Origin of the sequence: Streptomyces sp. NPDC000229 (assembly GCF_040300825.1) — a bacterium.
GTDB lineage: Bacteria > Actinomycetota > Actinomycetes > Streptomycetales > Streptomycetaceae > Streptomyces.
Genome location: NZ_JBEPEL010000104.1, coordinates 1 through 21,657, shown reverse-complemented (window position 1 = coordinate 21,657; position 21,657 = coordinate 1). Strand labels below are relative to the sequence as shown.

At 73.4% G+C, this 21,657-nt stretch carries 17 protein-coding genes and 1 pseudogene; 10 read left to right on the top strand and 8 right to left on the bottom strand.

The features are described from left to right. Positions 1–539: 539 nt before the first annotated feature. On the top strand, positions 540–1,268 hold the full coding sequence (locus tag ABT360_RS31900) for a Clp protease N-terminal domain-containing protein (RefSeq protein ID WP_351824335.1): 729 nt from the start codon (positions 540–542) through the stop codon (positions 1,266–1,268). Positions 1,269–1,384: 116 nt separating this feature from the next. Here ABT360_RS31900 and pcaDC read toward each other — a convergent pair whose 3' ends face one another. Genes pcaDC through ABT360_RS31870 form a run of 6 tightly spaced genes read right to left on the bottom strand, consistent with a single transcriptional unit; the run spans position 1,385 to position 6,602 of the window. Continuing rightward, the gene (gene pcaDC, locus ABT360_RS31895) at positions 1,385–2,521 is read right to left on the bottom strand and encodes a bifunctional 3-oxoadipate enol-lactonase/4-carboxymuconolactone decarboxylase PcaDC (protein WP_351824332.1); all 1,137 of its coding nucleotides are present in this window, start codon (positions 2,519–2,521) and stop codon (positions 1,385–1,387) included. Continuing rightward, the gene (gene pcaB / locus ABT360_RS31890; protein WP_351824329.1) at positions 2,518–3,774 is read right to left on the bottom strand and encodes a 3-carboxy-cis,cis-muconate cycloisomerase; all 1,257 of its coding nucleotides are present in this window, start codon (positions 3,772–3,774) and stop codon (positions 2,518–2,520) included. Before pcaB ends, pcaDC begins: the two co-directional genes overlap by 4 nt. Continuing rightward, on the bottom strand, positions 3,771–4,352 hold the full coding sequence (pcaG, locus tag ABT360_RS31885) for a protocatechuate 3,4-dioxygenase subunit alpha (protein ID WP_351824326.1): 582 nt from the start codon (positions 4,350–4,352) through the stop codon (positions 3,771–3,773). Before pcaG ends, pcaB begins: the two co-directional genes overlap by 4 nt. Further along, positions 4,349–5,122, bottom strand: a complete 774-nt coding sequence (gene pcaH, locus ABT360_RS31880) for a protocatechuate 3,4-dioxygenase subunit beta (RefSeq protein ID WP_351824323.1) — start codon at positions 5,120–5,122, stop codon at positions 4,349–4,351. Before pcaH ends, pcaG begins: the two co-directional genes overlap by 4 nt. Positions 5,123–5,142: 20 nt before the next feature. Then, on the bottom strand, positions 5,143–5,778 hold the full coding sequence (locus ABT360_RS31875) for a CoA transferase subunit B (protein ID WP_351824320.1): 636 nt from the start codon (positions 5,776–5,778) through the stop codon (positions 5,143–5,145). Beyond that, complete coding sequence (locus ABT360_RS31870) at positions 5,778–6,602, bottom strand: CoA transferase subunit A (RefSeq protein ID WP_351824317.1); 825 nt, start codon at positions 6,600–6,602, stop codon at positions 5,778–5,780. The genes ABT360_RS31875 and ABT360_RS31870 overlap by 1 nt, the downstream gene beginning before the upstream one ends. Before the next feature lie 152 nt (positions 6,603–6,754). On the opposite strand from ABT360_RS31870, the gene ABT360_RS31865 reads away from it, so the two are divergent. From ABT360_RS31865 to ABT360_RS31835, 7 genes are all read left to right on the top strand, one after another. Beyond that, a complete protein-coding gene (locus tag ABT360_RS31865; protein ID WP_351824314.1) occupies positions 6,755–7,225 on the top strand; it encodes a MarR family winged helix-turn-helix transcriptional regulator in 471 nt (156 codons plus the stop codon). A gap of 546 nt (positions 7,226–7,771) precedes the next feature. Further along, positions 7,772–9,631, top strand: a complete 1,860-nt coding sequence (locus ABT360_RS31860) for an HSP90 family protein (protein WP_351824311.1) — start codon at positions 7,772–7,774, stop codon at positions 9,629–9,631. After that, complete coding sequence (locus ABT360_RS31855; protein ID WP_351824309.1) at positions 9,628–12,648, top strand: tetratricopeptide repeat protein; 3,021 nt, start codon at positions 9,628–9,630, stop codon at positions 12,646–12,648. Before ABT360_RS31860 ends, ABT360_RS31855 begins: the two co-directional genes overlap by 4 nt. 279 nt (positions 12,649–12,927) lie before the next feature. Beyond that, positions 12,928–13,638, top strand: a complete 711-nt coding sequence (locus ABT360_RS31850; protein WP_351824306.1) for a (Fe-S)-binding protein — start codon at positions 12,928–12,930, stop codon at positions 13,636–13,638. Beyond that, the gene (locus tag ABT360_RS31845) at positions 13,635–15,053 is read left to right on the top strand and encodes a LutB/LldF family L-lactate oxidation iron-sulfur protein (protein WP_351824303.1); all 1,419 of its coding nucleotides are present in this window, start codon (positions 13,635–13,637) and stop codon (positions 15,051–15,053) included. The genes ABT360_RS31850 and ABT360_RS31845 overlap by 4 nt, the downstream gene beginning before the upstream one ends. Further along, positions 15,050–15,688 (top strand): LutC/YkgG family protein, encoded by a 639-nt coding sequence (locus ABT360_RS31840; protein ID WP_351824300.1) that lies wholly within the window; start codon positions 15,050–15,052, stop codon positions 15,686–15,688. The genes ABT360_RS31845 and ABT360_RS31840 overlap by 4 nt, the downstream gene beginning before the upstream one ends. Positions 15,689–16,025: 337 nt before the next feature. After that, complete coding sequence (locus ABT360_RS31835; RefSeq protein WP_351824297.1) at positions 16,026–16,730, top strand: helix-turn-helix domain-containing protein; 705 nt, start codon at positions 16,026–16,028, stop codon at positions 16,728–16,730. A gap of 30 nt (positions 16,731–16,760) precedes the next feature. Here ABT360_RS31835 and ABT360_RS31830 read toward each other — a convergent pair whose 3' ends face one another. Both ABT360_RS31830 and ABT360_RS31825 read right to left on the bottom strand, forming a co-directional pair. After that, positions 16,761–19,157 (bottom strand): glycoside hydrolase family 65 protein, encoded by a 2,397-nt coding sequence (locus ABT360_RS31830; RefSeq protein ID WP_351824294.1) that lies wholly within the window; start codon positions 19,155–19,157, stop codon positions 16,761–16,763. Then, positions 19,154–19,912 (bottom strand): HAD family hydrolase, encoded by a 759-nt coding sequence (locus ABT360_RS31825; protein ID WP_351824291.1) that lies wholly within the window; start codon positions 19,910–19,912, stop codon positions 19,154–19,156. Before ABT360_RS31825 ends, ABT360_RS31830 begins: the two co-directional genes overlap by 4 nt. A gap of 404 nt (positions 19,913–20,316) precedes the next feature. On the opposite strand from ABT360_RS31825, the gene ABT360_RS31820 reads away from it, so the two are divergent. Beyond that, positions 20,317–21,363 (top strand): tetratricopeptide repeat protein, encoded by a 1,047-nt coding sequence (locus tag ABT360_RS31820; RefSeq protein ID WP_351824288.1) that lies wholly within the window; start codon positions 20,317–20,319, stop codon positions 21,361–21,363. After that, a pseudogene (locus tag ABT360_RS31815) lies at positions 21,360–21,657 on the top strand (hypothetical protein); the annotation flags it as partial. The gene ABT360_RS31820 and the pseudogene ABT360_RS31815, both read left to right, overlap by 4 nt.

The window sequence follows — 21,657 nt, the reverse complement described above, 5'->3', positions numbered from 1 at the left end:
TGTTCAGGTCGCCGACGCCGACGAACGCGTTGCGGCCGGTGCCCCAGCTGTTGCCGAACACCAGGACGCGCGGCTTTGCGGGAGGGCGAGGGCGACGGTGGTGGCGAGGACGGTGGCCGCGGCCGAGGCGCCGAGGGTGAGCCGATGCGTACGCATGAGGGGTGTCCCTTCGAGTCAGGGCGAGTGAGGTTGGTTCAACCAGCTGACCGGTGTTCGCTGTTGTGACAGACACTGGGGATATCGGTGATCTATATGCGAGATGGCGGATCTCGGTCACACTGCTGAACGGAACGTAGAATCGAAGCGCTTGCGCGTCAATGTGCGACGTCGGCTGTTTCCAGCCATCCGTGAGCCGGATCGCATGTCCCTGGCACCGGCTCCAGTACGGCGCGCAGTTGCTCCGTCCACGGGGGACTCGACGACGTGCACCGGGCCCGGACGGCCCACGTCCGCGTCCGCGTCCACGTCCGCGTCCGCGTCCACGTCGCACTGTCAACTCGTGGCGGCATCCCGACGAGGTGTCAACTTACGGTTGCCATATGGCGAAGCCAGTCGGCATGACGCATCCCGTCCGCCTCGACGACCTCATCGAGGCCGTCACGAAAGCCCACACCGACCCTCTCGGCCGGCTCTCCGGCGCCATGGTCGCCGCGGATCACCTCGGTGAGCTGGCGGACCACCTGATCGGCCACTTCGTGGACCAGGCCAGGCGCTCGGGCGCCTCCTGGACGGACATCGGCAGGAGCATGGGCGTCACCCGGCAGGCCGCCCAGAAGCGTTTCGTACCGAAGGCCGGCGAATCGTCGGACCTGGACCCCGCCCAGGGGTCCGGCCGGTTCACCGAGCGCGCCCGCAATGTCGTGATGGCCTCGCAGAACGAGGCCCACGCGGCGGAGAACGACGAGATCCGCCCCGCGCACCTGGTGCTCGGGCTGCTGCACGAACCCGAGACGCTCGCAGCCCAGGCGATCCTCACGCAAGGAGTGCTCCTGGACGCGGTCCGGCAGGCGGCGACCTCCGCACTGCCGCCGAAGGCGGACGGCGTGCCTGACCTCGTCCCCTTCGACGCCGGGGCGAGGAAGGTCCTGGAGCTGACCTTCCGCGAGGCCCTGCGGCTGGGCCACGGCTACGTCGGGACGGAGCACATCCTGCTCGCCCTGCTGGAGTTCGAGGACGGCAAGGGCGTCCTCACCGGTCTGGGCATCGACAAGACGGCCGCAGAAGCACACGTGACGACAGCCGTGGCGGCCACGGCGACGACACCCTAGAGGCGGGAGAGCGGCCGCCGAGCGGCCGGATCGATCACAGGCCGGCAGGCTTGAAGGGGGTCTCGAAGAACGTGACGAGGGCGATCAGGGCCTTGCCGCCCGCGAGCGACTGACCGTCACGTGGACCCAGGGCCGTCGGCCCGGCTCGGCTCCTCCAGCACGCGCTGCGCCACCGCGAACGCGGCATTCGCGGCCGGGACGCCGCAGTAGACGGCCGTCTGGAGGAGGACGGCGCCGATCTCGTCCGGGGTGAGACCGTTGCGGCGGGCGGCGCGGACGTGCATGGCCAGTTCGTCGAGGTGGCCGTGGGCGACCAGAGCGGTGAGCGTGATCAGGCTGCGCTCGCGGTGGCTGAGGGTGGGGTCCGTCCAGATCTCGCCCCAGGCGTAGCGGGAGATGAAGTCCTGGAAGGGCGCCGTGAATCGCGTCGTCAGCGCCTGGGCGCGGTCGACGTGGGCGTCACCGAGGACCGCGCGGCGCACGGCGGTGCCCGCCGCCGCGTCCGGGCCGGGCGCGCCGAAGTGCTCGCGGAGGGCGGCCAGGACGGCGGCGGGCTGCTGCGCGGGGGCGAGGTGGGAGGCGCCGGGGAGTTCGGTGAGGGCCGCGCCCGGGATGGTGTCGGCGAGTTCGCGGGCGTGGGCGGGCGGGGTCGCCGGGTCCTGGCGGCCGGCCAGCACCAGGGTGGGGACGGCGATGGACGGCAGGCCGGGGCGCAGGTCGTAGGCGGCGAGGGCGTCGCAGCAGGCGGCGTACGCGGCCGGGTCGGCGTTGCGCAGGTCGTCGACCAGACGCGGGTCGGTGAACCCGGGGGTGAACCAGCGGGCGGGTGCCGTCTCGGCGAGGGGCGCGGTGCCGTCCCGGCGTACCAGGGCTGCCCGTTCGTGCCAGGGGCCGGGGTCACCGAAGTGGGCGGAGGAGCACACGACCGCGAGCCGGTGCAGCCGGTCGGGGTGGTGGACGGCGAGCCACAGGCCCACGGCGCCGCCCAGCGACACGCCCGCGTAGTGGAACCGGTCCAGTTCCAGCGCGTCCGCGAGGCGCAGGACCTGGGCGGCGAGGTCCGCGACGGTGGCGCCGGGTTCGATGAGGTCGGCGGGGCTCGCGCCGTGGCCCGGCAGGTCCCACCGTACGCACCGGAACGGCAGTCCGGGGGCGACGGTGTCCCAGAGGGCGGTGGAGGTGCCGAGGGAGGGGCCGAGGAGGACGGCGGGCGCGGTGGCCGGTCCCTCGACGACATGGTGGAGGAGGTTCATCGGCGTTCCAGGGCGCGGTCGGTGAGCTGGGCCGCCGCGCCGGTGTAGTGGGTGGGGTCGGTCAGTTCCGGCGCGACGCCCAGCACGTCGGCGAGGGGCCTGCCGGTCGTACGGACCTCCTCGGCCGCCCGCGCCAGGTGGTCCTTCGGGAAGCGGTTCCTGAGCCGCTCGGAGACGATCAGCCCGTCGGTGAGGTCCAGGTTCGCGCGCATCCGCGCGGAGTCGACGCGCAGGTTCTCGGCGAGGTCCACGGCGGCGTGGGCGGCGCCGCCGACGAGCCGCAGCAGGTCCCGCAGCGGTTCCCACTCGGCGTGCCAGGCGCCCGCGGGCCGCTCGTCCTCGGCCGCGACCGAGCCGTACAGGACGGCCGCGTGGGCGGGGGCGCGGCGGGCGGCGGCCGCGATGAGCGTGGCGCGCACGGGGTTGGCCTTGTGGGGCATGGCGGACGAGCCCCCGCCGCTGCCCTCGCCCACCTCGCCGAGCTCGGTGCGGGAGAGCGTCAGGACGTCGGCCGCCATCTTGCCGAGGGCCCCGGCGGTGAAGGCGAGGACGCCCGCCAGGTCGGCCACCGGGGTGCGGACCGTGTGCCAGGGCAGGGCGGGCTCGGCGAGGCCGACCTCGCGGGCGTACGCGGCGACGAGCGCGGGCGCGTCGTCGTGGCCGTACGTGGTGAAGGCCGCGAGCGTGCCCGCCGCACCGCCGAGTTGGGCGGGCAGCCGGTCGCGGACGGCGGCGACGCGGTCACGGGCGTCCAGCAGCAGGGCACGCCAGCCCGCCGCCTTCAGCCCGAAGGTCGTCGGCACGGCGTGCTGGGTGAGGGTGCGGCCGGGCATCACCGTGTCGCGGTGCTCGGCGGCGAGCACCCGCAGCGCCCCGGCCGTGCGCTCCAGGTCGGCCAGGACCGGGGCGAGGGTGCGGGCGGCGACGAGCATGGCGGCCGTGTCGAGGATGTCCTGGCTGGTGGCGCCCCGGTGCACATACGGGCGGGCGTCCTCCGGTACGGCGGCGGTGAGGTCCGCGACGAGCGGGATCACCGGGTTGCCGCCGGAGCGGGCCCGCAGCGCCAGGTCCCGTACGTCGAAGTCGCCCGCGCACGCGGCCGTGATCGCCTCGGCCGCCTCGGGCGGCGCCTGGGCGCGGGCGAGGGCGGCCTCCGCGTCGAGCATCGCCCGCAGGAAGGCCGCGTCGGAGGTGGCTTCCTCGGCCGCCGTCCCCGCCCGCCCGGGGGCCAGGAGGCCGTCGTCGTACGTCATGTGAACTCCAGGAAGACGGTCTCCCCCTCGCCCTGGAGCCGGATGTCGAACCGGTACGTGCGGTGCGGCTCGGCGTGCGCGACAAGAGTGGCGCCGCGCGCGGGGGTGAGGGAGGCGAGCAACGGGTCGGCGGCGAGGGCGTCGGTGGGCTCGGGCAGGTAGACGCGGGTGAAAAGGTGGTGGGTCAGGCCGCGGGCGAAGAGGCAGACGCTCAGGTACGGGGCGTTCTCGCCGCGCGCTCCGGGGCGGAGGGTGCGTACCGCCCAGTGGCCGTCGGCGTCGGTCGGTACGCGGCCGAAGCCGGTGAAGTCGACGCCGTTGCGGCCGAGGTGCCCGCCGGTGACCGGGTCGCGGCGCATCGAGCCGCCGGTGCGCGGCAGTTCCCCGTCGGGGCCGGGCCCCCAGATCTCGACCAGGGCGTCGGGCAGGGGGGTTCCCTCGCCGTCGAGGACCCGGCCGTGGACGGTGATCGTGTCCGGGTGGCCGGCCGGGGCGATGTCACCGCCGCCCGGGAAGGGCAGGGCGTAGCCGTAGAAGGGGCCGACGGTGTGCGAGGGGGTGGGCCGGAGGGCGCTCATCGGCCTTCCTCCATCCAGGTGGCGGCGGGTCCGTCGAGGACGATGTCCCAGCGGTAGCCGAGGGACCATTCGGGCTTCGACAGGCTGTGGTCGTAGGTCGCGACGAGTCGCTGCCGCGCCGCGTCGTCGGTGACGGACTGGAGGATCGGGTCGTACGGGAAGAGCGGATCGCCGGGGAAGTACATCTGGGTGACGAGGCGTTGGGTGAACGCGGAGCCGAAGAGCGAGAAGTGGATGTGGGCGGGGCGCCAGGCGTTGGTGTGGTTGCGCCAGGGGTAGGCGCCGGGCTTGACGGTGGTGAAGGTGTAGCCGCCGTCGTCGTCGGTGAGGGTGCGGCCGACGCCGGTGAAGTGGGGGTCGAGCGGGGCGGGGTGCTGGTCGCGCTGGTGGGCGTACCGTCCGGAGGCGTTGGCCTGCCACAGCTCGACGAGCTGGCCGCGTACGGGGCGGCCGTCGCGGTCGAGGACGCGCCCGGTGACGGTGATGCGCTCGCCGAGCGGTTCGCCCAGGTGCTGACGGGTGAGGTCGTTGTCGAGCTCGGTGACGTCGGTGTCGCCGAAGGCGGGCGAGGCCAGTTCGACGGCCTCCGGGTCGCGGGCGGTGGCGACGGCGACGAGCGGCTGGTGCGGGTGGCGCAGCAGGCTGGAGCGGTACGGGGGGTAGTCGCGCGCCGGGTGGTCGGCACGCCGGGCGCCGTCGGCGACCGACTTCTCGTACGCGTCGCGCTGCCGGACGATCTGGAGGTCTATGTCGGACTGGGTGAGTGCCATGTCGGTCGGCTCCTTCCGGCCTAGCCGGCCGTGCGGACGGGGGCGGCGGTCGCCTCGCGGATCGCGTCGAGGGTCACGCCGGGAGCGGTCTCGGCCAGGACCAGGCCGTCGTCGGTGACGTCCAGGACACCGAGGTCGGTGATGATCCGGTGGACACAGGCGCGGCCGGTGAGAGGGAGGGTGCACTCCTCGACGATCTTCGGGCTGCCGTCCTTGGCGGTGTGGGTCATGGTGACGATGACGCGGCGGGCGCCGTGCACGAGGTCCATGGCGCCGCCGATGCCGGTGACGAGCTTGCCGGGGACGGCCCAGTTGGCGAGGTCGCCGGTGGCGGAGACCTGCATGGCACCCAGGACGGCGACGTCGATGTGGCCGCCGCGGATCATGCCGAAGGAGAGCGCCGAGTCGAAGTAGGAGGCACCGGGAAGGACGGTGACGGTTTCTTTGCCCGCGTTGATGAGGTCGGGGTCGACCTCGTCCTCGTACGGGTAGGGTCCGGTGCCGAGGATGCCGTTCTCGGATTCGAGCACGACGTGGACGCCGTCCGGGAGGTGCCCCGGGATGAGCGTGGGCAGGCCGATGCCGAGGTTGACGTACTCGCCGTCGTGGAGTTCGGCGGCCGCGCGGGCGGCCATCTCGTCGCGTGACCAGGCCATCAGGCGCCCGCCTTCCGGGTCGTGCGGTTCTGGGACGTACGGTTCTGGGGCGTACGGTCCCCAGTCGTACGGTCTCGGGTCGTGCGGTTCTCGATCTTCTTGTCGGCGGCCTGCTCCGGGGTGAGGGCGACGACGCGCTGGACGAAGATGCCGGGCAGGTGGACGTGGTCCGGGTCGATCTCACCGGGTTCGACCAGTTCCTCGACCTCGGCGACGGTGATCCGTCCGGCCATGGCGGCGAGGGGGTTGAAGTTGCGGGCGGACTTGTTGAAGACCAGGTTGCCGTGGCGGTCGCCCCTGGCCGCGCGGACGAGCGCGAAGTCGGTGCGGATGCCGTGTTCGAGGACGTGCGGTACGCCGTCGAAGTCGCGGACCTCCTTGGGCGGGGAGGCGAGCGCCACGCCGCCGTTCCCGTCGTACCGCCAGGGCAGACCGCCGTCGGCGACCAGGGTGCCGACGCCGGCCGGGGTGTAGAAGGCGGGGATGCCGGCTCCGCCGGCGCGCAGCCGCTCGGCGAGGGTGCCCTGGGGGATCAGTTCGACCTCCAGCTCTCCGGCGAGGTACTGGCGGGCGAACTCCTTGTTGGCGCCTATGTACGAGCCGGTGACGCGGGCGATGCGTCCGGCGGCGAGCAGGACCGCGAGGCCGGAGTCCATGGCACCGCAGTTGTTGGAGACCACGCCGATGCCGGTGATGCCGGTCGCGTACACGGCCTGGATGAGCGTGTTCGGTACGCCGCTGAGGCCGAAGCCGCCGACCGCGAAGGACGCCCCGTCGTACACATCGGCCACGGCCTCCCGGGCCGTGGCCACCACCTTGTCCATCGGTCCGTTTCCTTCCGAGAAATGCTCAGTACACTGACTATCTTCTCTCGAGATGCAGCCTGGCACTGGAATCAACCCAGGTCAAGGTCGTCAGTGCCATGAGACACTTTTGGGCACAGGCATCGCAGGACCACCCGGGGAGAGGACGCACCGTGCCCGCGCTCGACCTCAGCAGCCATCCCGGCCATCTGGCCCGGCGCTTCCAGCAGGCGCACACCCTGCTGTGGAACACGATCGTCTCCGAGGAGGTCACCTCCCCCCAGTTCGCCGTCCTCAACACCCTCGCCGGCGAGGACGGGCTGGACCAGCGGACCGTGGGCGAGCGCGTCGGCCTCGACCGCTCCACCATCGCCGAGGTGGTCCGCCGGCTGGTCGACCGCGGCCTGGTCGACAAGGTCCGCGACCCGCGCGACGGCCGACGCTCGGTGCTGCACGCCACCGACGAGGGGGTACGCGTCCACAAGAAACTGGCGGTGCGCACGGCGCGTATGAACCAGGTCTTCCTCGCCCCGCTGGAACCGGCCGAGCAGGCCCTCTTCCTCGACCTGCTGCGCCGGGTCTCGGACGCCGCCGAGGGGCTGCGCCACCCCACCACTCCCCCGGCGGCGGCCGTCGGCGCGTGAGCCGGCGGTCGCGCCGGGAACGCCGTACCGAGGTCGCGGGCAGGACTCCGGGCCGGGCGACCGGTGACTAGTGCCGGTGCCGGTGCCGGTGACTGGACACGACGCCCGGGCCGGGCAACTGACCGGCGACGGGCGACCGGCAACCTGCGAGCCGCGACCGGTGACACGCGACCGGCAACCAGCGAGCCGAGAGCCGCGACCGGACAAGACGCCCGGGCCGGGCGACCGGCCACGGGCGACCGGCGACCGGCGACCGATGACCGGTGCCCGATGTCCGGCGATCGATGACCGGTGACCGCGGGCGCGACGCCCGGGCCGGGGGGGGCCGAAGATCACCTCCGTCGGGCAAATCCCTGGGCATTGTCAGTGGCCCTCCCTACGATGGTCCTCAATTCCGAGTCCTCCTCGGTGACCTGCGCGTATGCCCGCGTACGGCGCCGAGGTCAGGGCCGGGCCCATCGCGATTCGTGAGGGGGGGACCCCGCGATCGCCCGACCCGCGCCCACGGCCGTCCGTCCGGAGCCGTGCGGTAGCCCCCTTGTGCCCATGAACCTTCCCTCGCTGCCCCAGCCTCCAGGACCGTCCGAACCGTCGGTGAACACCTTCCAGGTCGACCTGCGGGGCCTGGTGGACCTGCTGTCGCACCACCTCTACTCCAGCCCGCGCGTCTACATCCGCGAGCTGCTGCAGAACGCGGTGGACGCGGTCACCGCCCGCCTCGCCCACGACCCCGCCGCCCCCGTGGCCATCCGGCTCACGGCCACGGGCGACGCCGTCGTCATGGAGGACAGCGGTATCGGCCTCACCTCCGACGAGGTGCACACCCTCCTCGCCACCATCGGGCGCAGCTCCAAGCGCGACGGACTGGAGAGTGCCCGGCAGGAATTCCTCGGGCAGTTCGGCATCGGGCTGCTCGCCTGCTTCGTCGTCGCCCGGCAGATCCGCGTCGTGTCCCGGTCCGCCCGCAAGCCGGACGAGCCGCCCGTCGAGTGGGTGGCGAGCGACGACGGCTCGTACACGGTGCGGACGCTGCCGCACGAGGCGCGGACCGAACCCGGCACCACGGTCCGGCTGGAGCCCCGGCCCGGCGCCGAGGAGTGGGCCGAGCCGCGCCGGGTCGCCGAACTCGCCCAGGACTTCGGGTCGCTGCTGCCGCACGAGGTCACCTTCACCGGACCGGACGCCACCGCCCGCCCGCTGACCGAACGGCCGGCCGTGTGGGACCGGCCGTACCCGACGCCCACGGCCCGCAGGGTCGCGCTCGCGGGGCACTGCGCCCGGATTTTCGGCTTCACGCCGCTCGACTCCATCGACCTGGACCTTCCGGTCGCCGGCGTGCGCGGTGTGGCGTACGTCCTGCCGTCCGCCACGAGTCCCGCCGGCCGGGCGGCCCACCGGGTCTATCTGAAGGGCATGCTGCTCACCGACCGGGCGGACAACCTGCTGCCCGACTGGGCGTTCTTCGTCCGCGTCGTCCTGGACACCGACACGCTGCGGCCCACCGCCTCCCGCGAGAACCTGTACGACGACGAGACGCTCGCCGCCGTGCGTGACGCGCTGGGCGTCCGCATCCGTGAGTGGCTCGCCGAGCTCGCGGCCGGCGACCCCGACCGGCTGGCGGCGTTCCTCACCGTGCACCACCTGGGCGTGAAGTCCATGGCGCGGCACGACGCGGAGCTGTTCGCGCTGATGCTGCCCTGGCTGCCGTTCGAGACCAGTGACGGCCGGGTCACGCTCGACGAGTTCGTACGCACCCACCCGCGGGTCCACTTCACCCGGACGGTCGAGGAGTTCCGGCAGGTCTCCCCGATCGCGGCCGCACACGGCCTGGGTGTCGTCAACGGCGGGTACACCTACGACACCGATCTGATCGCCCTGCTTCCACAGGTCCGGGACGGCGTCACCGTCAGCGAACTGGACGCGGGCGCCGTCACCGCGCACCTCGACCCGGTCGGGCCTCAGGAGGAGCTGGCCCTCGCCTCCTTCCTCGCCACCGCCCGCACGCGCCTGGACCCGCTCGGCTGCGACGTGGCGCTGCGTGCCTTCCAGCCCGTGACCGTGCCGGCGCTGTACCTCGACGACCGGCAGGCCCGCCACGAGCGGGACCGTGCGGCGGCCGAGGAGAGTGCCGACGGTCTGTGGAGCGACATCCTCGGCGCCCTGCGCGGCTCGGCGCCGCGGGCCCGCCTCGTCCTCAATCACAACAACCCGTTGGTGCGCCGTGTCGCGGCGATCACCGACGCAGAACTGGCCGGCACGGCGGTCGAGTCGCTGTACGGGCAGGCGCTGCTCATGGCGCAGCGTCCGCTGCGGCCGGCCGACACCTCCCTGCTCAACAGGGCGTTCCTCGGGCTCCTCGAATGGGCCACGCACTCGACCACGGCTTCTCAGGAGGGCGACAAGTGACCACCCCCGAGCACGCGCCCCAGCACTCGCCCGAGGACATCCGCCGGGCCCTGTGGGAGAACAGTTCCGCGCCCAACGGGCTGCTGCGCAACGCCCGCGGCGAAGAACTGGTCGCCGCCGCCGAGTCGACCGGTGATCGCGATCTGCTCCGGCAGGCGCTGTTCGGTCTGATCCAGGCGTACGAGTTCAGCAGCGAGCGCGGCAAGATGCTGGTGCCGTTCGCCCGTCTCATGCAGGAGTGGGACAAGGACCCGTCCTCCTTCGACAGCAACGACAGCCACACCTTCCACTGGATGTTCAAGTGGGTCAGCTCCGGGATGCTCACGCTCCCCGAGATCCCACTCGCCACCATGGAGCAGTGGCTCGCCGAGATGGAGCGCCGCTACCGGCTGGCCGGGTACACCGAGCGAGCCGTACGACAGGGCGAGTTCCACCTCGCCGACCACACCGGTGACATCCAGCGGGCTGCCCGCGCCTTCAGCGCGTGGACGGCGGCGGACCGCGACCGGATGGCCAACTGCCATGCGTGCGAGCTCAGCTCGCAGGGTTCGTACTGGGTGGCCCAGGGGCGGGACGACAAGGCGCTGCGCACCTGGCAGCCGGTGCTCGACGGCAGTTCCAGCTGCATGGAGGAGCCGCACCGCGTCCTCGCCAAGTCGCTGCTGCCGCTGGTGCGGACGGGCGACCTGGACCGGGCACGCGCGAACCACCTGCGTGGGTACCGCATGGCCCGCGGCAACGAGAGCCTGCTGCCGTCGGTCGCCCGGCACATCGAGTTCTGCGCCCTGACCGGAAACGAGGGCAGGGGGCTGGAACTGCTCTCCGAGCACGCCTCACACCTCGCGTCCGACGGCGCCCCGGGGCACCATCTGGACCTGTTGGGAGGGACGCTGGTCCTGCTGCGCCGGCTGCTGGCCCTCGGTATCGGGGACCGGCCCGCGGTCGCCCACGGTGGGCGGCAGCGTACGGTGCGGGAGCTGCACGACCTGCTCGACGCGGACGCATGGGCGATCGCGGCGCGTTTCGACGCGCGCAACGGCAACGACGCCGTGTCCGCCCGGCTGCGGCACAGACTGGAACGGGAACCGCTGCTGGACGGTCTCCCGCTGGGGGTACGGGCGGTACGGCTCGGTGCCGGGGCCATCTCCTCGGCGGGCGCACCCCCGGCCACCGCCGCCGGGGGGCGGAGGGCCCCGAATGGCTCGGCCCTGCCCGAGTTGGTGGCCGAAGCGCGGGAGCTGCGCGCCCAGGGCCACCCGCGCGCCTCGGCCGTCTGGGACCGGATCGAGGCCCTGGTCGCGGAGACGGGCGCGGCCACCGACGCGCTGCTCGCCGCCGACCTGCTCGATCATCGCGCCCTGCGTGCCGGGCGTGCGGGCGAGGAGGGTGCGCGCCGGCTCTTCGAGCAGACCGTCGTGGCCTACCGGAACGCCGGCGAGCCGAGCCGGGCAGCCCTGGCCGAGCTGCGTGTGGTGTCGGCGGCGGCCCAGTCGGGAGCGGAGGCGGACGAGATCCGGGAGCTGTTCGGGACGGCCGCCGCCTCGGCGGAGGCCCTGGACCCGGCCGACCGGACCAGGACGCGGCGGATCGCGACGGTCGCGCTGATGCGGGCCAAGTTCGAGGCGATGCTGCGGGACGGTGGGAGCACGGGGGAGGCAGGGGACGAAGAGGCCGACGACACCTCCCGCTTCGACGCCGATCTGACCGCGTTCGTCACGGAGTTCTCGGCGGCGGCCGGCGAGGGCGAGGGCGACGTCGACGACCTGCTCGCCGAGGCGGAAAGGCTGCGGGCCGACCTGGCCTGGCGTGCCGGTGCCACCGAGCGGGCGGACGCGCTGCTGTCCTCGGCCGCACAGCGGTGCGTCGGCGCCGGGCGCCCGTGGGACGCGGCCGAACTCCTGGCGCGGCGGGCCCGGCTGCTGATGGGGCTGGGCCGCATACGGGATGCCGAGGACGCGGCACGCTCGGCGCTCGCCCACAGTGCCGAGATCGTGGCGGCGGACGAGCTGGGTCCGATCCGGCTGACGTTGGCGGAGGTCCTCTACCAGCAGGACGGCAAGGAGGCGGAGGCGGCCGACCACGCCCTGGAGGCGGCGCACTGGTTCGACGCCGCCGGGGAGTCGGCGGGCGCGGGAGCGTACGCCCGGCTGGTCCTGGCACGGGCCCTCGGGGAGGCGGGGCGTGCCGCCGAGGCCGCCGAAGTGCTGGAGTCGGCACTGCCCGACCTGCTGGAGCACGGTGAGGAGCAGGCGGTACGGGCCCGCGACGCCCTGGCTCGGAACCTGCGGGCTCTCGGCGACCACCGGGCGGCGGCCGAGCAGTACCTGCTCGCCGCGGAGGTGGCGAAGGGCTGGGACCACGCGGGGCCGCACGCCCACTTCGCGACGCTCGGCGCCGAGTGCCTGTCGGCGTCCGGCATGCGGGACGAGGCCCTTGCCGCCTACCACCGGGCCGTCGAGCTCTGGCAGGCCGCCGGCGATGCGGGGGCGCTCGCGCGGGCGCTGCGCGCGCAGGCGTGGCTGGAGGCAGAGGGCGGAGACACGGACGCGGCGAAGGAGCTGATGTCGCGGGCCCTCGCGGCCGTCGACGGGGAAGGCCCGGAGCTGCTGGTGGAGCGCGCGCGGACGTGGTCCCAGACCGCCGAGCTGATGCTCGACGAGCTGTACGAGGACGAGGAGGAAGAGGAGGACGAGGAGGACGGCGGGGACGGCGAACACGGCGATCAGCCCGCGGGAGACGACGGCGAGGAGGCGGGCGCGGCTGTCCGGCGCGAGGCGATACATCTCCTGGAGCGGGCGGACGAGGCGTTCGCCGCGCTGGGCCCGGACGTCCTGGAGGAGCGGACGCGCTGCGTCGTACGGATGGCCTGGACGGAGCGGGAGCTGGGCCGTACCCAGGGGGCCGCCGCGCGGATCCGGGCGTTGATGACCGAAGCCGGTGCTCTGGACACGGACCACGCGCGTTCCGTCCTCGCAAGCCTGGAGCGCACGCTCGACCACCTCACCCGGTCCGACTGACCACCTCGGCGTTCCGGGGTGTTCGGCCGTTCGGCCCGTGTGGTGACCGGCCTTCCGCGGCCCGTGCACCGCTCCTCAAGGGGCGGCGCACGGGGCGCGCCGTACCTGCCACCTCGGGTTCCTGGAGGAGTGCCGCCACTCCTGCCGGCCGACGCCGCGACGGCGGGCCCGGCAAAGGCCACCGCCCGGCAATATCCTCGTCCGGGCCAGGGCCGCCGGCCTGGTCCCGGCTCGGCCACGGCCACGGCCGGGGCCGGACGACGGAAGGAAGGAGCCGCGATGCGTGTGGCGCTGTTCGTCACCTGCGTCAACGACGCGGTGTACCCCGCGACCGGGATCGCCACGGTGAGACTCCTCGAACGCCTCGGCGTCGAGGTGGATTTCCCGGCGGCCCAGACGTGCTGCGGCCAGCCGCAGTTCAATACCGGCTACCGGCGCGAGACCGAGCGTCTGGCGCGCCGTACGGCACGGGCCTTCGAGGGGTACGAGTATGTCGTCACCCCTTCGGGTTCGTGCGCGGCCATGGTGCGCGAGCACTACGCCGGGCTCGGCGAGCCGGGGCTGGGGCCACGGACGTACGAGCTGACGGAGTTCCTGGTCGACGTGCTGGGCGTGACGGACGTGGGGGCGTACTTCCCGCACCGGGTGACGTATCACCCGTCGTGCCACGGGCTGCGGCTGCTGGGGCTCGGCGAGCGGCCGCGTCGGCTGCTGGCGGCGGTCAGGGGTCTGGAGCTGGTCGAGCTGCCGGGTGCGGAGGAGTGCTGTGGTTTCGGCGGGACGTTCGCGGTGAAGAACCCGGCGGTGTCGGTGGCGATGGGCCGTGACAAGGTGCGCAGCGCCGTGGCGACGGGGGCGGAGGTGCTGTGCGGTGCGGACAACTCGTGTCTCATGCACATCAGCGGCGTCCTGCGGCGCGAGGGCGAGCGGGTGCGGGCGGTGCACATCGCCGACATCCTGGCCAGTACGGAAGAGGAGCCGCTGCGGTGAGGGGAACGTATCTGGGCATGCCCGCCTTCCCGGAGGCCGCCGGGGAGGCGGTGGCCGATCCGGTGCTGCGGGGAAACCTGCGGCACGCCACGCACACCATCCGCGACAAGCGGGCCCGGGCGGTGGCGGAGCTGGACGACTGGGCGCTGCTGCGGGAGGCGGGCAAGCAGATCAAGGACCGCACGCTGCGGCATCTGGACACGTACCTGCTGCGGCTGGAGGAGGCCGTCACGGCGGCCGGGGGCACGGTCCACTGGGCGGCGGACGCCACCGAGGCCAACCGGATCGTGACCGACCTGGTGAAGGCGACCGGTGAACGGGAGGTCGTCAAGGTCAAGTCGATGGCGACGCAGGAGATCGGCCTGAACGAGGCGCTGGAGGCCGAGGGCATCGCCGCCTACGAGACGGATCTCGCCGAGCTGATCGTGCAGTTGGGCGAGGACCGGCCTTCCCACATCCTGGTGCCGGCGATCCACCGCAACCGCGGGGAGATCCGGGACATCTTCCGCGACCGGATGGCCGACTGGGGCCGGCCGGCGCCCGACGGACTGACCGACACGCCCGCCGACCTGGCGGAGGCGGCCCGGCTGCACCTGCGGGAGAAGTTCCTGCGAGCGAAGGTGGGGATCTCGGGGGCGAACTTCATGGTCGCCGAGACGGGCACCCTGGTCGTGGTCGAGTCCGAGGGCAACGGGCGGATGTGCCTGACCCTGCCGGAGACCCTGATCTCGGTCGTCGGGATCGAGAAGGTCGTGCCGACGTGGCGTGACCTGGAGGTGTTCCTCCAGACGCTGCCGCGGTCGTCGACGGCCGAGCGCATGAACCCGTACACCAGCATGTGGACGGGGACGGCGGACGCCGACGGCCCGGGCACCTTCCACCTGGTCCTTCTGGACAACGGACGCACCGACGCGCTCGCCGACGAGGTGGGCCGCCAGGCGCTGCGCTGCATCCGCTGCTCCGCGTGCCTGAACGTCTGCCCGGTGTACGAGCGGGCCGGCGGGCACGCGTACGGCTCGGTCTACCCGGGTCCGATCGGCGCGATCCTCACCCCGCAACTGCGCGGCACGGCGAGCGACATCGACGCCTCGCTGCCGTACGCGTCGTCGCTGTGCGGGGCGTGCTACGAGGTGTGCCCGGTCGCCATCGACATCCCCGAGGTACTCGTCCACCTCCGTGGCAAGGTCGCCGAGCGGGGCGGGAAGGGCCACCGGCTGGAGCGGGCGGCGATCAAGGCGGCCACGTGGCTGCTGGACCACCCCACCGCCCTCGCGGCCGGTGAGCGCGTCGCCTCCGCGACCCGTAAGGCGCACCCGTCCAGGCCACCGGGAGCCGGAGCGTGGACCGACGGCCGTGACCTGCCCGAGCTGCCGGAACGGTCGTTCCGCGACTGGTGGAAGAAGAACCGCACATGACCTCCCGCGACCGGATCCTCGCCCGTATCCGCGCGGCCTGCGCCGGCGCGCCGGACGTCCCCGAGCCGGCCCGGGACTACCGTACGAGCCACTCCCCCGACGACCCGGCCGCCCTGCTGGACCTGCTCCACCACAACCTGGTCGACTACCGGGCCCACGTGCACCGCGCCACCGGGGCCGAACTGCCGTCGCTGATCGCCAGGTTGCTCGCCGAGCACGGGGCGGCGTCGGTCGCCGTGCCGCCCGGCCTGCCGGCCGACTGGCTGGCCGCCACGCAAGCCGAGCAGCGCCGCGACACGGTGGAGTGCCCGCTGACCGCGTACGAACTCGACGCCACCGATGCCGTCGTCACCACCTGCGCCCTGGCGATCGCCGAGACCGGCACGATCGTGCTGGACGCGGCGGAGGGCCAGGGGCGGCGTGCCCTGACCCTCGTACCGGATCTGCACATCTGTGTCGTCCGCGCGCCCGGACAGGTCGTCGCCTCGCTGCCGCAGGCGATGCCGCGGCTGGATCCGTCGCGGCCGCTGACCTGGATCTCGGGGCCGTCGGCGACCAGTGACATCGAGCTGGACCGGGTGGAGGGTGTGCACGGTCCGCGTACGCTCGCCGTCGTGCTGGTCACCGCGGGCTGAGCGGACCGCCTCCTCGAAACGAGGTGCTGGGCACCGCTTTCCGGGTACCTCGTCGAGCTGTACGCCGAGACGGCCCGCGTGCTGCGACGCGGTGGCCGCTACGCCTGCGTCACGGGGTGCTGCAACCACGTCACAGGCGGTCGTCGCTCCAAGGGCCGTCAGCCGCATCGACGAGCACTGCACAGGGCCATGGCGGCCAACGGTCCGGTACCGATCAACGTCGTGGACCCGACGGCCCGGACCATCCCGTACCGGGAGCGGTGTGGGAGCGCGCCGAGGCGTACCGTGGGCTGGTAGGCAGCCTGCCGTAGCGCACCTGGAAGGGACGGTGCCTCCCATGCCCGAGAAATCGCTGTTGCAGGGACCTGCCGCCGGTACGCACGCACACGGGCCCTGCCGGGGGGACATCGGCCGGCGCGTCGCCGCGCGGCGGGAGCAGCTCGGTCTGAGCCGCGAGGAGGTGGCCGTACGGGCGGGCTCGGCGCCGGGGTACATCCAGTACCTGGAGGAACAGCCCGCCACGCCGGGGATCGGCTTCCTGCTGCGACTGGCGGACGCCCTGGAGACCAGCGTCATGGAGCTCACCGGCGGTACCGCCGACCTGCCTCCCGGGACCGCGCACGCCCCGCTCCACCCCGAACTCGTCGACCTCGACCTCGACGAATGCCGCACCTTGCTCGGCACCCACGGCGTGGGGCACGTGGCCGTGACGACGCAGGAGGGGCCCGCCATCCTGCCGGTCAACTATCTGGTCACCGATGGCGAGCTCGCGTTCCGCATATCGCCGGACGCGCTGGCGCCGATGACCGGGGACAGCCAGATGGCCTTCGAGGTGGACCACATCGACGACGCGCTGTGCCGCGGCTGGAGCGTCCTGGTCGTCGGGACGCCTCACCCGGTGACGGACCCGGAAACCGTGCGCGGGCTCGACGAGCAGGCGTACAGCGCCCCGTGGAGCGGCGGGGCCGAGGCCCGCTGGGTGGCCGTCACGCCCGCCCGTGTCAGCGGCCGGCGCATCAACGTGCCGTACGCCCACGCATAGGGCGCCCACGCATAGGGCCCGTGGACGCGCTCACCCGGGGAGCGGCAGCGCGCAGACCTCCCCCGGCTCGACCGTGACGGCGACGCCGTCGGCCAGCTCGATGCCGATCGGTTCGCTGCCGGAACCCGGGACGGCGATGTGCAGGTGGCCCGGTGTCATGCGCAGCCGTACGCCCCAGTGACCGCGGTAGCGGAGGGTGAAGTCGTACTCGGACAGCTCCGGCAGCGGCACCGGGTCCAGCCGGAGCACGCCGCCGCGCGTCTCCAGGCCGGTCAGGCCGCGCTGTACGAGGTCGAGGGTGCCCGCCATCGCTCCCAGGTGGATGCCCTCACCGGTGGTGCCGCCCTGGATGTCGGCGATGTCGCCTTCGAGCGCCTCCTGGCAGAACTGCCATGCCTCCGCGCGCCGTACCCGGGCCAGCACCCACCCGTGGACCAGACCGCTCAGGGTCGAACCGTGACTGGTGCGGTACAGGTAGTAGTCCACGGTCCGGTGCCAGGTCGCGTCGTCCAGGTCATGGCCCAGGCGGCGCAGCAGGGCCCGCAGCTCGGCCGGTGAGAAGAGGTAACCGAGCATCAGCACGTCCGCCTGCTTGGACGCCTGGTAGCGGTTGACGGAGTCGCCCTCGGCCTCCAGGATCCGGTCGAGCCGGCGGATGTCGCCGTAGCGCCGCCGCCACTCCTCCCAGTCGAGTTCGGCCAGGTCCCCGAAGCCCTCGAACTGGCTGATGACGCCCTGGTGGAACGGTACGTGCAGGCGGCGCGAGACGTCCTCCCACAGCTCCAGTTCGCCGTGGTCGAGCTCCGTGCGCTCGGCGAGCTCACGCCGGCGCGGTTCGGGCAGGTCACGCAGCAGCTCCAGGGTGCGGGCGAGCACCCAGGCGGCCGTGACGTTGGTGTACGCGTTGTCGTCGAGCCCCGGGCGGTCGGCGTCGGGGTAGGCGTCGTGGTACTCGTCGGGACCGAGGACGCCGCGGATGCGGTAGCGGTCGAGGTCGCGGTCCCAGGCGGCGCGGCAGGCCCAGAAGCGGGCGATCTGGAGCAGCATCTCGGCGCCCTTGGTGTGCAGGAACTCGGTGTCGCCGCTGGCCTCGCAGTACTGCCACACGTTGTAGGCGATGGCCGAGCCGACGTGGTACTGGAGGTGGGAGTGGTCGGGCAGCCAGCGTCCCGAGCGGGGGTTGAGGTGGAGCAGCTGGGTCTCCTCGCGACCGTCGCTGCCGCTCTGCCACGGGTACATCGCGCCGGTGCAGCCCGCGTCCCGGGCGGTGAAACGGGCGCGTTCCAGCCGGCGGTGGCGGTAGGTGAGCAGGGCCCGGGACACCTCGGGGAAGTGCAGGTTCAGGTAGGGCAGAACGAAGAGCTCGTCCCAGAAGATGTGGCCGCGGTAGGCCTCACCGTGCAAGCCCCGGGCCGGGACGCCGGCGTCCAGGTCGGCGGTGTGCGGGGAGAGGGTCTGCAGGACGTGGAACAGGTGCAGGCGCAGGATGCGGCCCGCCTCGTTCGGCACCTCCAGCGCCGCTCGCCGCCACAGCTGCCGCCAGGCGGCGCGGTGGGAGACCAGCAGCGTCTCGAAGCCGGGCGCGCGGCCCACCCGGTCGACGGCGGCGTGCAGGGGGTCGCTGATCGCCGCGTCGCGGGAGGTGTGCAGGGCGACGGTCTTGTCGACGACGACCGGGCTCCCGGGCCGGAGCGTGAGGCGGAAGCACTGGGTGACGCGGCGGTCGGCGTGGTGGACCGTGAGCCGGGCGTCCTCGGCACCGGTGGCGGTCGTGCGGGCGGCCATGCCGATGCGGATGTCCGAGGTCCGGGTACGGCAGCGCAGCCACACCGTGTCGGCGGCGGCGTCGCCTGTGTGCACATGGGTGAGGTGGCGTGAGGCGAGCTGGCGGTAGCGGGCCACTCCGGCGTTGGTCACATCACCGTCGAGGCCGGCCTCGACGTCCAGCGTGCCGGCCCAGTTCTCGGCGGTGAACTCGGTGCGCAACGCGGCGAGGTGCGGGGAGGCCATGTGGACGACCCGGGTCTGGCGCACGGCCAGGCGGCGGCCGTCGTCGTCCTCGTACCGGATGAGGCGTTCCAGGGTGCCGGCCCGCAGGTCGAGGGTCTGGCGGTGGTCGATCAGTTCGTCGCTGTCGGGCCCCAGCCAGGTGCCGGGGGTCTCGGAGTCGTCGATGCGGTAGCGCAGCGGCAGCCAGTTCGGCAGGTTGACCATGTCCTCGTTGCCGACCGTGCGCCCGGCCACCTCGGAGGTGAGGCGGTTGTAGCAGCCCGCCGCGTACGTCCCGGGGTAGTGGACGCCGTCGGCGGAGCACTCGGGGGCGGCGCCGCGGGTGGCGAAGTAGCCGTTGCCGAGGGTGCACAGGGACTCGCGGAGGCTCTCCTTGGCGGGGGTGTATCCCTCGTACTCCCAGGTCCAGTCCGTCACGACGGCGCTCCTTCGTGGGGAGCCGTGAGCAGCTCCGTCAGGTCGTGTACGACGATGTCGGCACCCGCGCGCCGCAGCGCGTCCGCCGTTCCGGGGGCGGCGGTGCGAGCGACGCCCACGACCAGGCCGAAACCGCCGCGCCGCCCGGCCTCCACGCCGGCCAGGGCGTCCTCGACGACCGCGCAGTCGGCGGGCAGCACGGCGAGCCGGCGGGCGGCCTCCAGGAAGAGGGCGGGGTCGGGCTTGCCGGGCAGCCCGAGCCGGGCCGCCTCGACACCGTCGACGCGGACGTCGAACAGGTCCGCCACCCCGGCGGAGGCGAGGATCTCGCGGGCGTGGCGGGAGGCGGAGGCGGCGGCCAGCGGGGTGCCGGCGCTGCGGAGAGCGCGCAGCAGCCGCACCGCGTCCGAGTAGGCCTCGACGCCCCGCGCCCGCAGCTGCTCGGTGAAGAGCCGCTCCTTCTCGGCGGCGACCGCCTCGACCACGGCGGGGGGCGGGAGCGGCCCGCGGGCGGCGAGGAAGGCGGCCGCGCCGTCGATGCGGGACTTCCCGTCGACGTACCGGAGGTAGTCCTCGGTGGCGTCGAACGGTCGGCGGCGGGCGGGATCCTCGGGCGGACGGGCACGGAGGTGAGCGTCGAAGGCCGTCTTCCAGGCCGCGGCGTGGACCCGGGCCGAGTCGGTGATCACACCATCGGTGTCGCACACCACGGCACGCGCCGCCCGCAGCCGGTGGGCGGGGACCTGTGCGGTCATGGGCGGGTCCTCCCGGTCGTCCCTTCGGACCTCGGCGGGTTCCCGGCTATGGGCGGCGTACGCGGAGAGTCGTCACCACCATCCATCGGTCCTCACCATCCGTCGGTCCTCACCATCCATGAGCCGTCACGGTCCGTGAACCGTCTCCCTCCGCGAGCCGTCGCCGTCCGTGAACCGTCGCCCTCCGCGAGCCGTCACGGTCCGTGAACCGTCGCCCTCCGCGAGCCGTCTCCCTCGGTGAGCCGTCACCATCCGTCACCCGAATGTGGAACCTCTTCCGTCTCTTGATCCTCTTCCCTCCCGAAGCGCGCGCAGTCAGCTGAAGAGAACGAGAGAGAGGGAGGTCCGTCGTCGATGGCCCACATGCCGTACGGTCCGCGGCCGCCCCTCGCGGAAAGGCACTCATGTTCAGCAAGGCTCTCGCGCCGGAGTACCAGGGTGCGCTCAGCGCGCTGTCGGTGAATTCGTCGCTCACGGACGTGCTCGCCGCGGCGACCGAACACATGACGGCCGCCAGGCGTGCGGGGGACGCGCACGAGACGGCGCGCGCAGCGCTCGCGGTGGCGGAGGCGCACCGCCGGCTCGGCCATGTCGAGGCCGCGGACCGCGCGTGGAAAGCGAGCTACCGCACGGCCCGTTCGGCCGGGGACGTACCGGCCATGGCGTGGGCGCTGTGGAGCGGCGGCACGCTGGCCCGGCAGCGCGGTGCGCTCGCGCTGGCCTTCCGTCTGCTGCGGTACGCGGCCGACCTGGGCAAACGCGGCGGGGACATCGTCGCCCACGGCTACTCGCTGGCCGGGCTCGCCGAGACGGGCCGGATCCAGGGCGACTACGAGGCGGTCGGCGCCCTGCACGACGAGCTGCTCGCGGAGGCCCGCCAGCGCGGCGAGGCCCGGCACACCGTGTGGGCACTGGAGGGCATCGCCCAGATGCACCGCAACAGCGGCCGGTACGACACGGCGTACGAGCTGTTCGAGGAGGCCGCCGGGATAGCCGCCGCGGCGGACGACCGGCGCGGTCACGCCTGGGCGCTGCGCGGGCTGGCCGACATCGTCTCCGTGCGTGACGGCGACACCGCCCGCGCGCTGGAGCTGCTCGGCCGGGCGGAGGAGGGCTGCCGCGAGATGGACCTGTCGAGCGCGCTGGCCTACAACCACAAGATGCGCGCCAACGTGCTGTACCGGGCGGGGCGGTATGCGGAGGCGCTGGAGACGTACGAGCAGGCGCTGGCCGAGTTCCGCGAGATGGACGAGCCGCGTGGGGAGGCCCTGTCCCGCCTGGGCGCCGTCAAGGCCCGCGCCCGGCTGGGCGTCGCCCATCCGTCCCGCACCGCCGCCGAACTGGCCGACCTGGGCGGCGTCCTGGACCGCATGGGCTTGCGCCACGCCCGTGCCATGGTCGACAAGGCCCACGCCGAGCTCGGCCTGTCCTCCGAGGAGCCCCGCCGATGACCCTCCCCCGGCCCGCTGCGACCGACCCCTCACGCCCCGCCCCGGAGGCTCTGGACCTTCCGGAGCCCCGGGTGCGGCCCACGGGCCCGGAGGCCCCGGAGACCCCCGAGTCCCCGGAGGCCCCGGAGGCCCCGGAGGCCCCGGAGTCCCCGGTGGGCCCCGCCACGGCCGACTCCCCGGTGCGGCCCCGCGTCCCGCGCGCGACGCCCACGCCGCCCGCCCCGGGAAATCCGTCGCCACGCTCGCACTGGAGCACCAGCTCCCGGTGGTGCTTGCGCTGCTCCTCCTCCGGGT

What these genes read in the sequence shown, in the direction of transcription:
- ABT360_RS31900 (WP_351824335.1), top strand. Translation starts at nt 540, where the DNA reads ATGGCGAAGCCAGTCGGCATGACGCATCCCGTCCGCCTCGACGACCTC.
- pcaDC (WP_351824332.1), bottom strand. Translation starts at nt 2,521, where the DNA reads ATGAACCTCCTCCACCATGTCGTCGAGGGACCGGCCACCGCGCCCGCC.
- pcaB (WP_351824329.1), bottom strand. Translation starts at nt 3,774, where the DNA reads ATGACGTACGACGACGGCCTCCTGGCCCCCGGGCGGGCGGGGACGGCG.
- pcaG (WP_351824326.1), bottom strand. Translation starts at nt 4,352, where the DNA reads ATGAGCGCCCTCCGGCCCACCCCCTCGCACACCGTCGGCCCCTTCTAC.
- pcaH (WP_351824323.1), bottom strand. Translation starts at nt 5,122, where the DNA reads ATGGCACTCACCCAGTCCGACATAGACCTCCAGATCGTCCGGCAGCGC.
- ABT360_RS31875 (WP_351824320.1), bottom strand. Translation starts at nt 5,778, where the DNA reads ATGGCCTGGTCACGCGACGAGATGGCCGCCCGCGCGGCCGCCGAACTC.
- ABT360_RS31870 (WP_351824317.1), bottom strand. Translation starts at nt 6,602, where the DNA reads ATGGACAAGGTGGTGGCCACGGCCCGGGAGGCCGTGGCCGATGTGTAC.
- ABT360_RS31860 (WP_351824311.1), top strand. Translation starts at nt 7,772, where the DNA reads ATGAACCTTCCCTCGCTGCCCCAGCCTCCAGGACCGTCCGAACCGTCG.
- ABT360_RS31850 (WP_351824306.1), top strand. Translation starts at nt 12,928, where the DNA reads ATGCGTGTGGCGCTGTTCGTCACCTGCGTCAACGACGCGGTGTACCCC.
- ABT360_RS31840 (WP_351824300.1), top strand. Translation starts at nt 15,050, where the DNA reads ATGACCTCCCGCGACCGGATCCTCGCCCGTATCCGCGCGGCCTGCGCC.
- ABT360_RS31835 (WP_351824297.1), top strand. Translation starts at nt 16,026, where the DNA reads ATGCCCGAGAAATCGCTGTTGCAGGGACCTGCCGCCGGTACGCACGCA.
- ABT360_RS31825 (WP_351824291.1), bottom strand. Translation starts at nt 19,912, where the DNA reads ATGACCGCACAGGTCCCCGCCCACCGGCTGCGGGCGGCGCGTGCCGTG.
- ABT360_RS31820 (WP_351824288.1), top strand. Translation starts at nt 20,317, where the DNA reads ATGTTCAGCAAGGCTCTCGCGCCGGAGTACCAGGGTGCGCTCAGCGCG.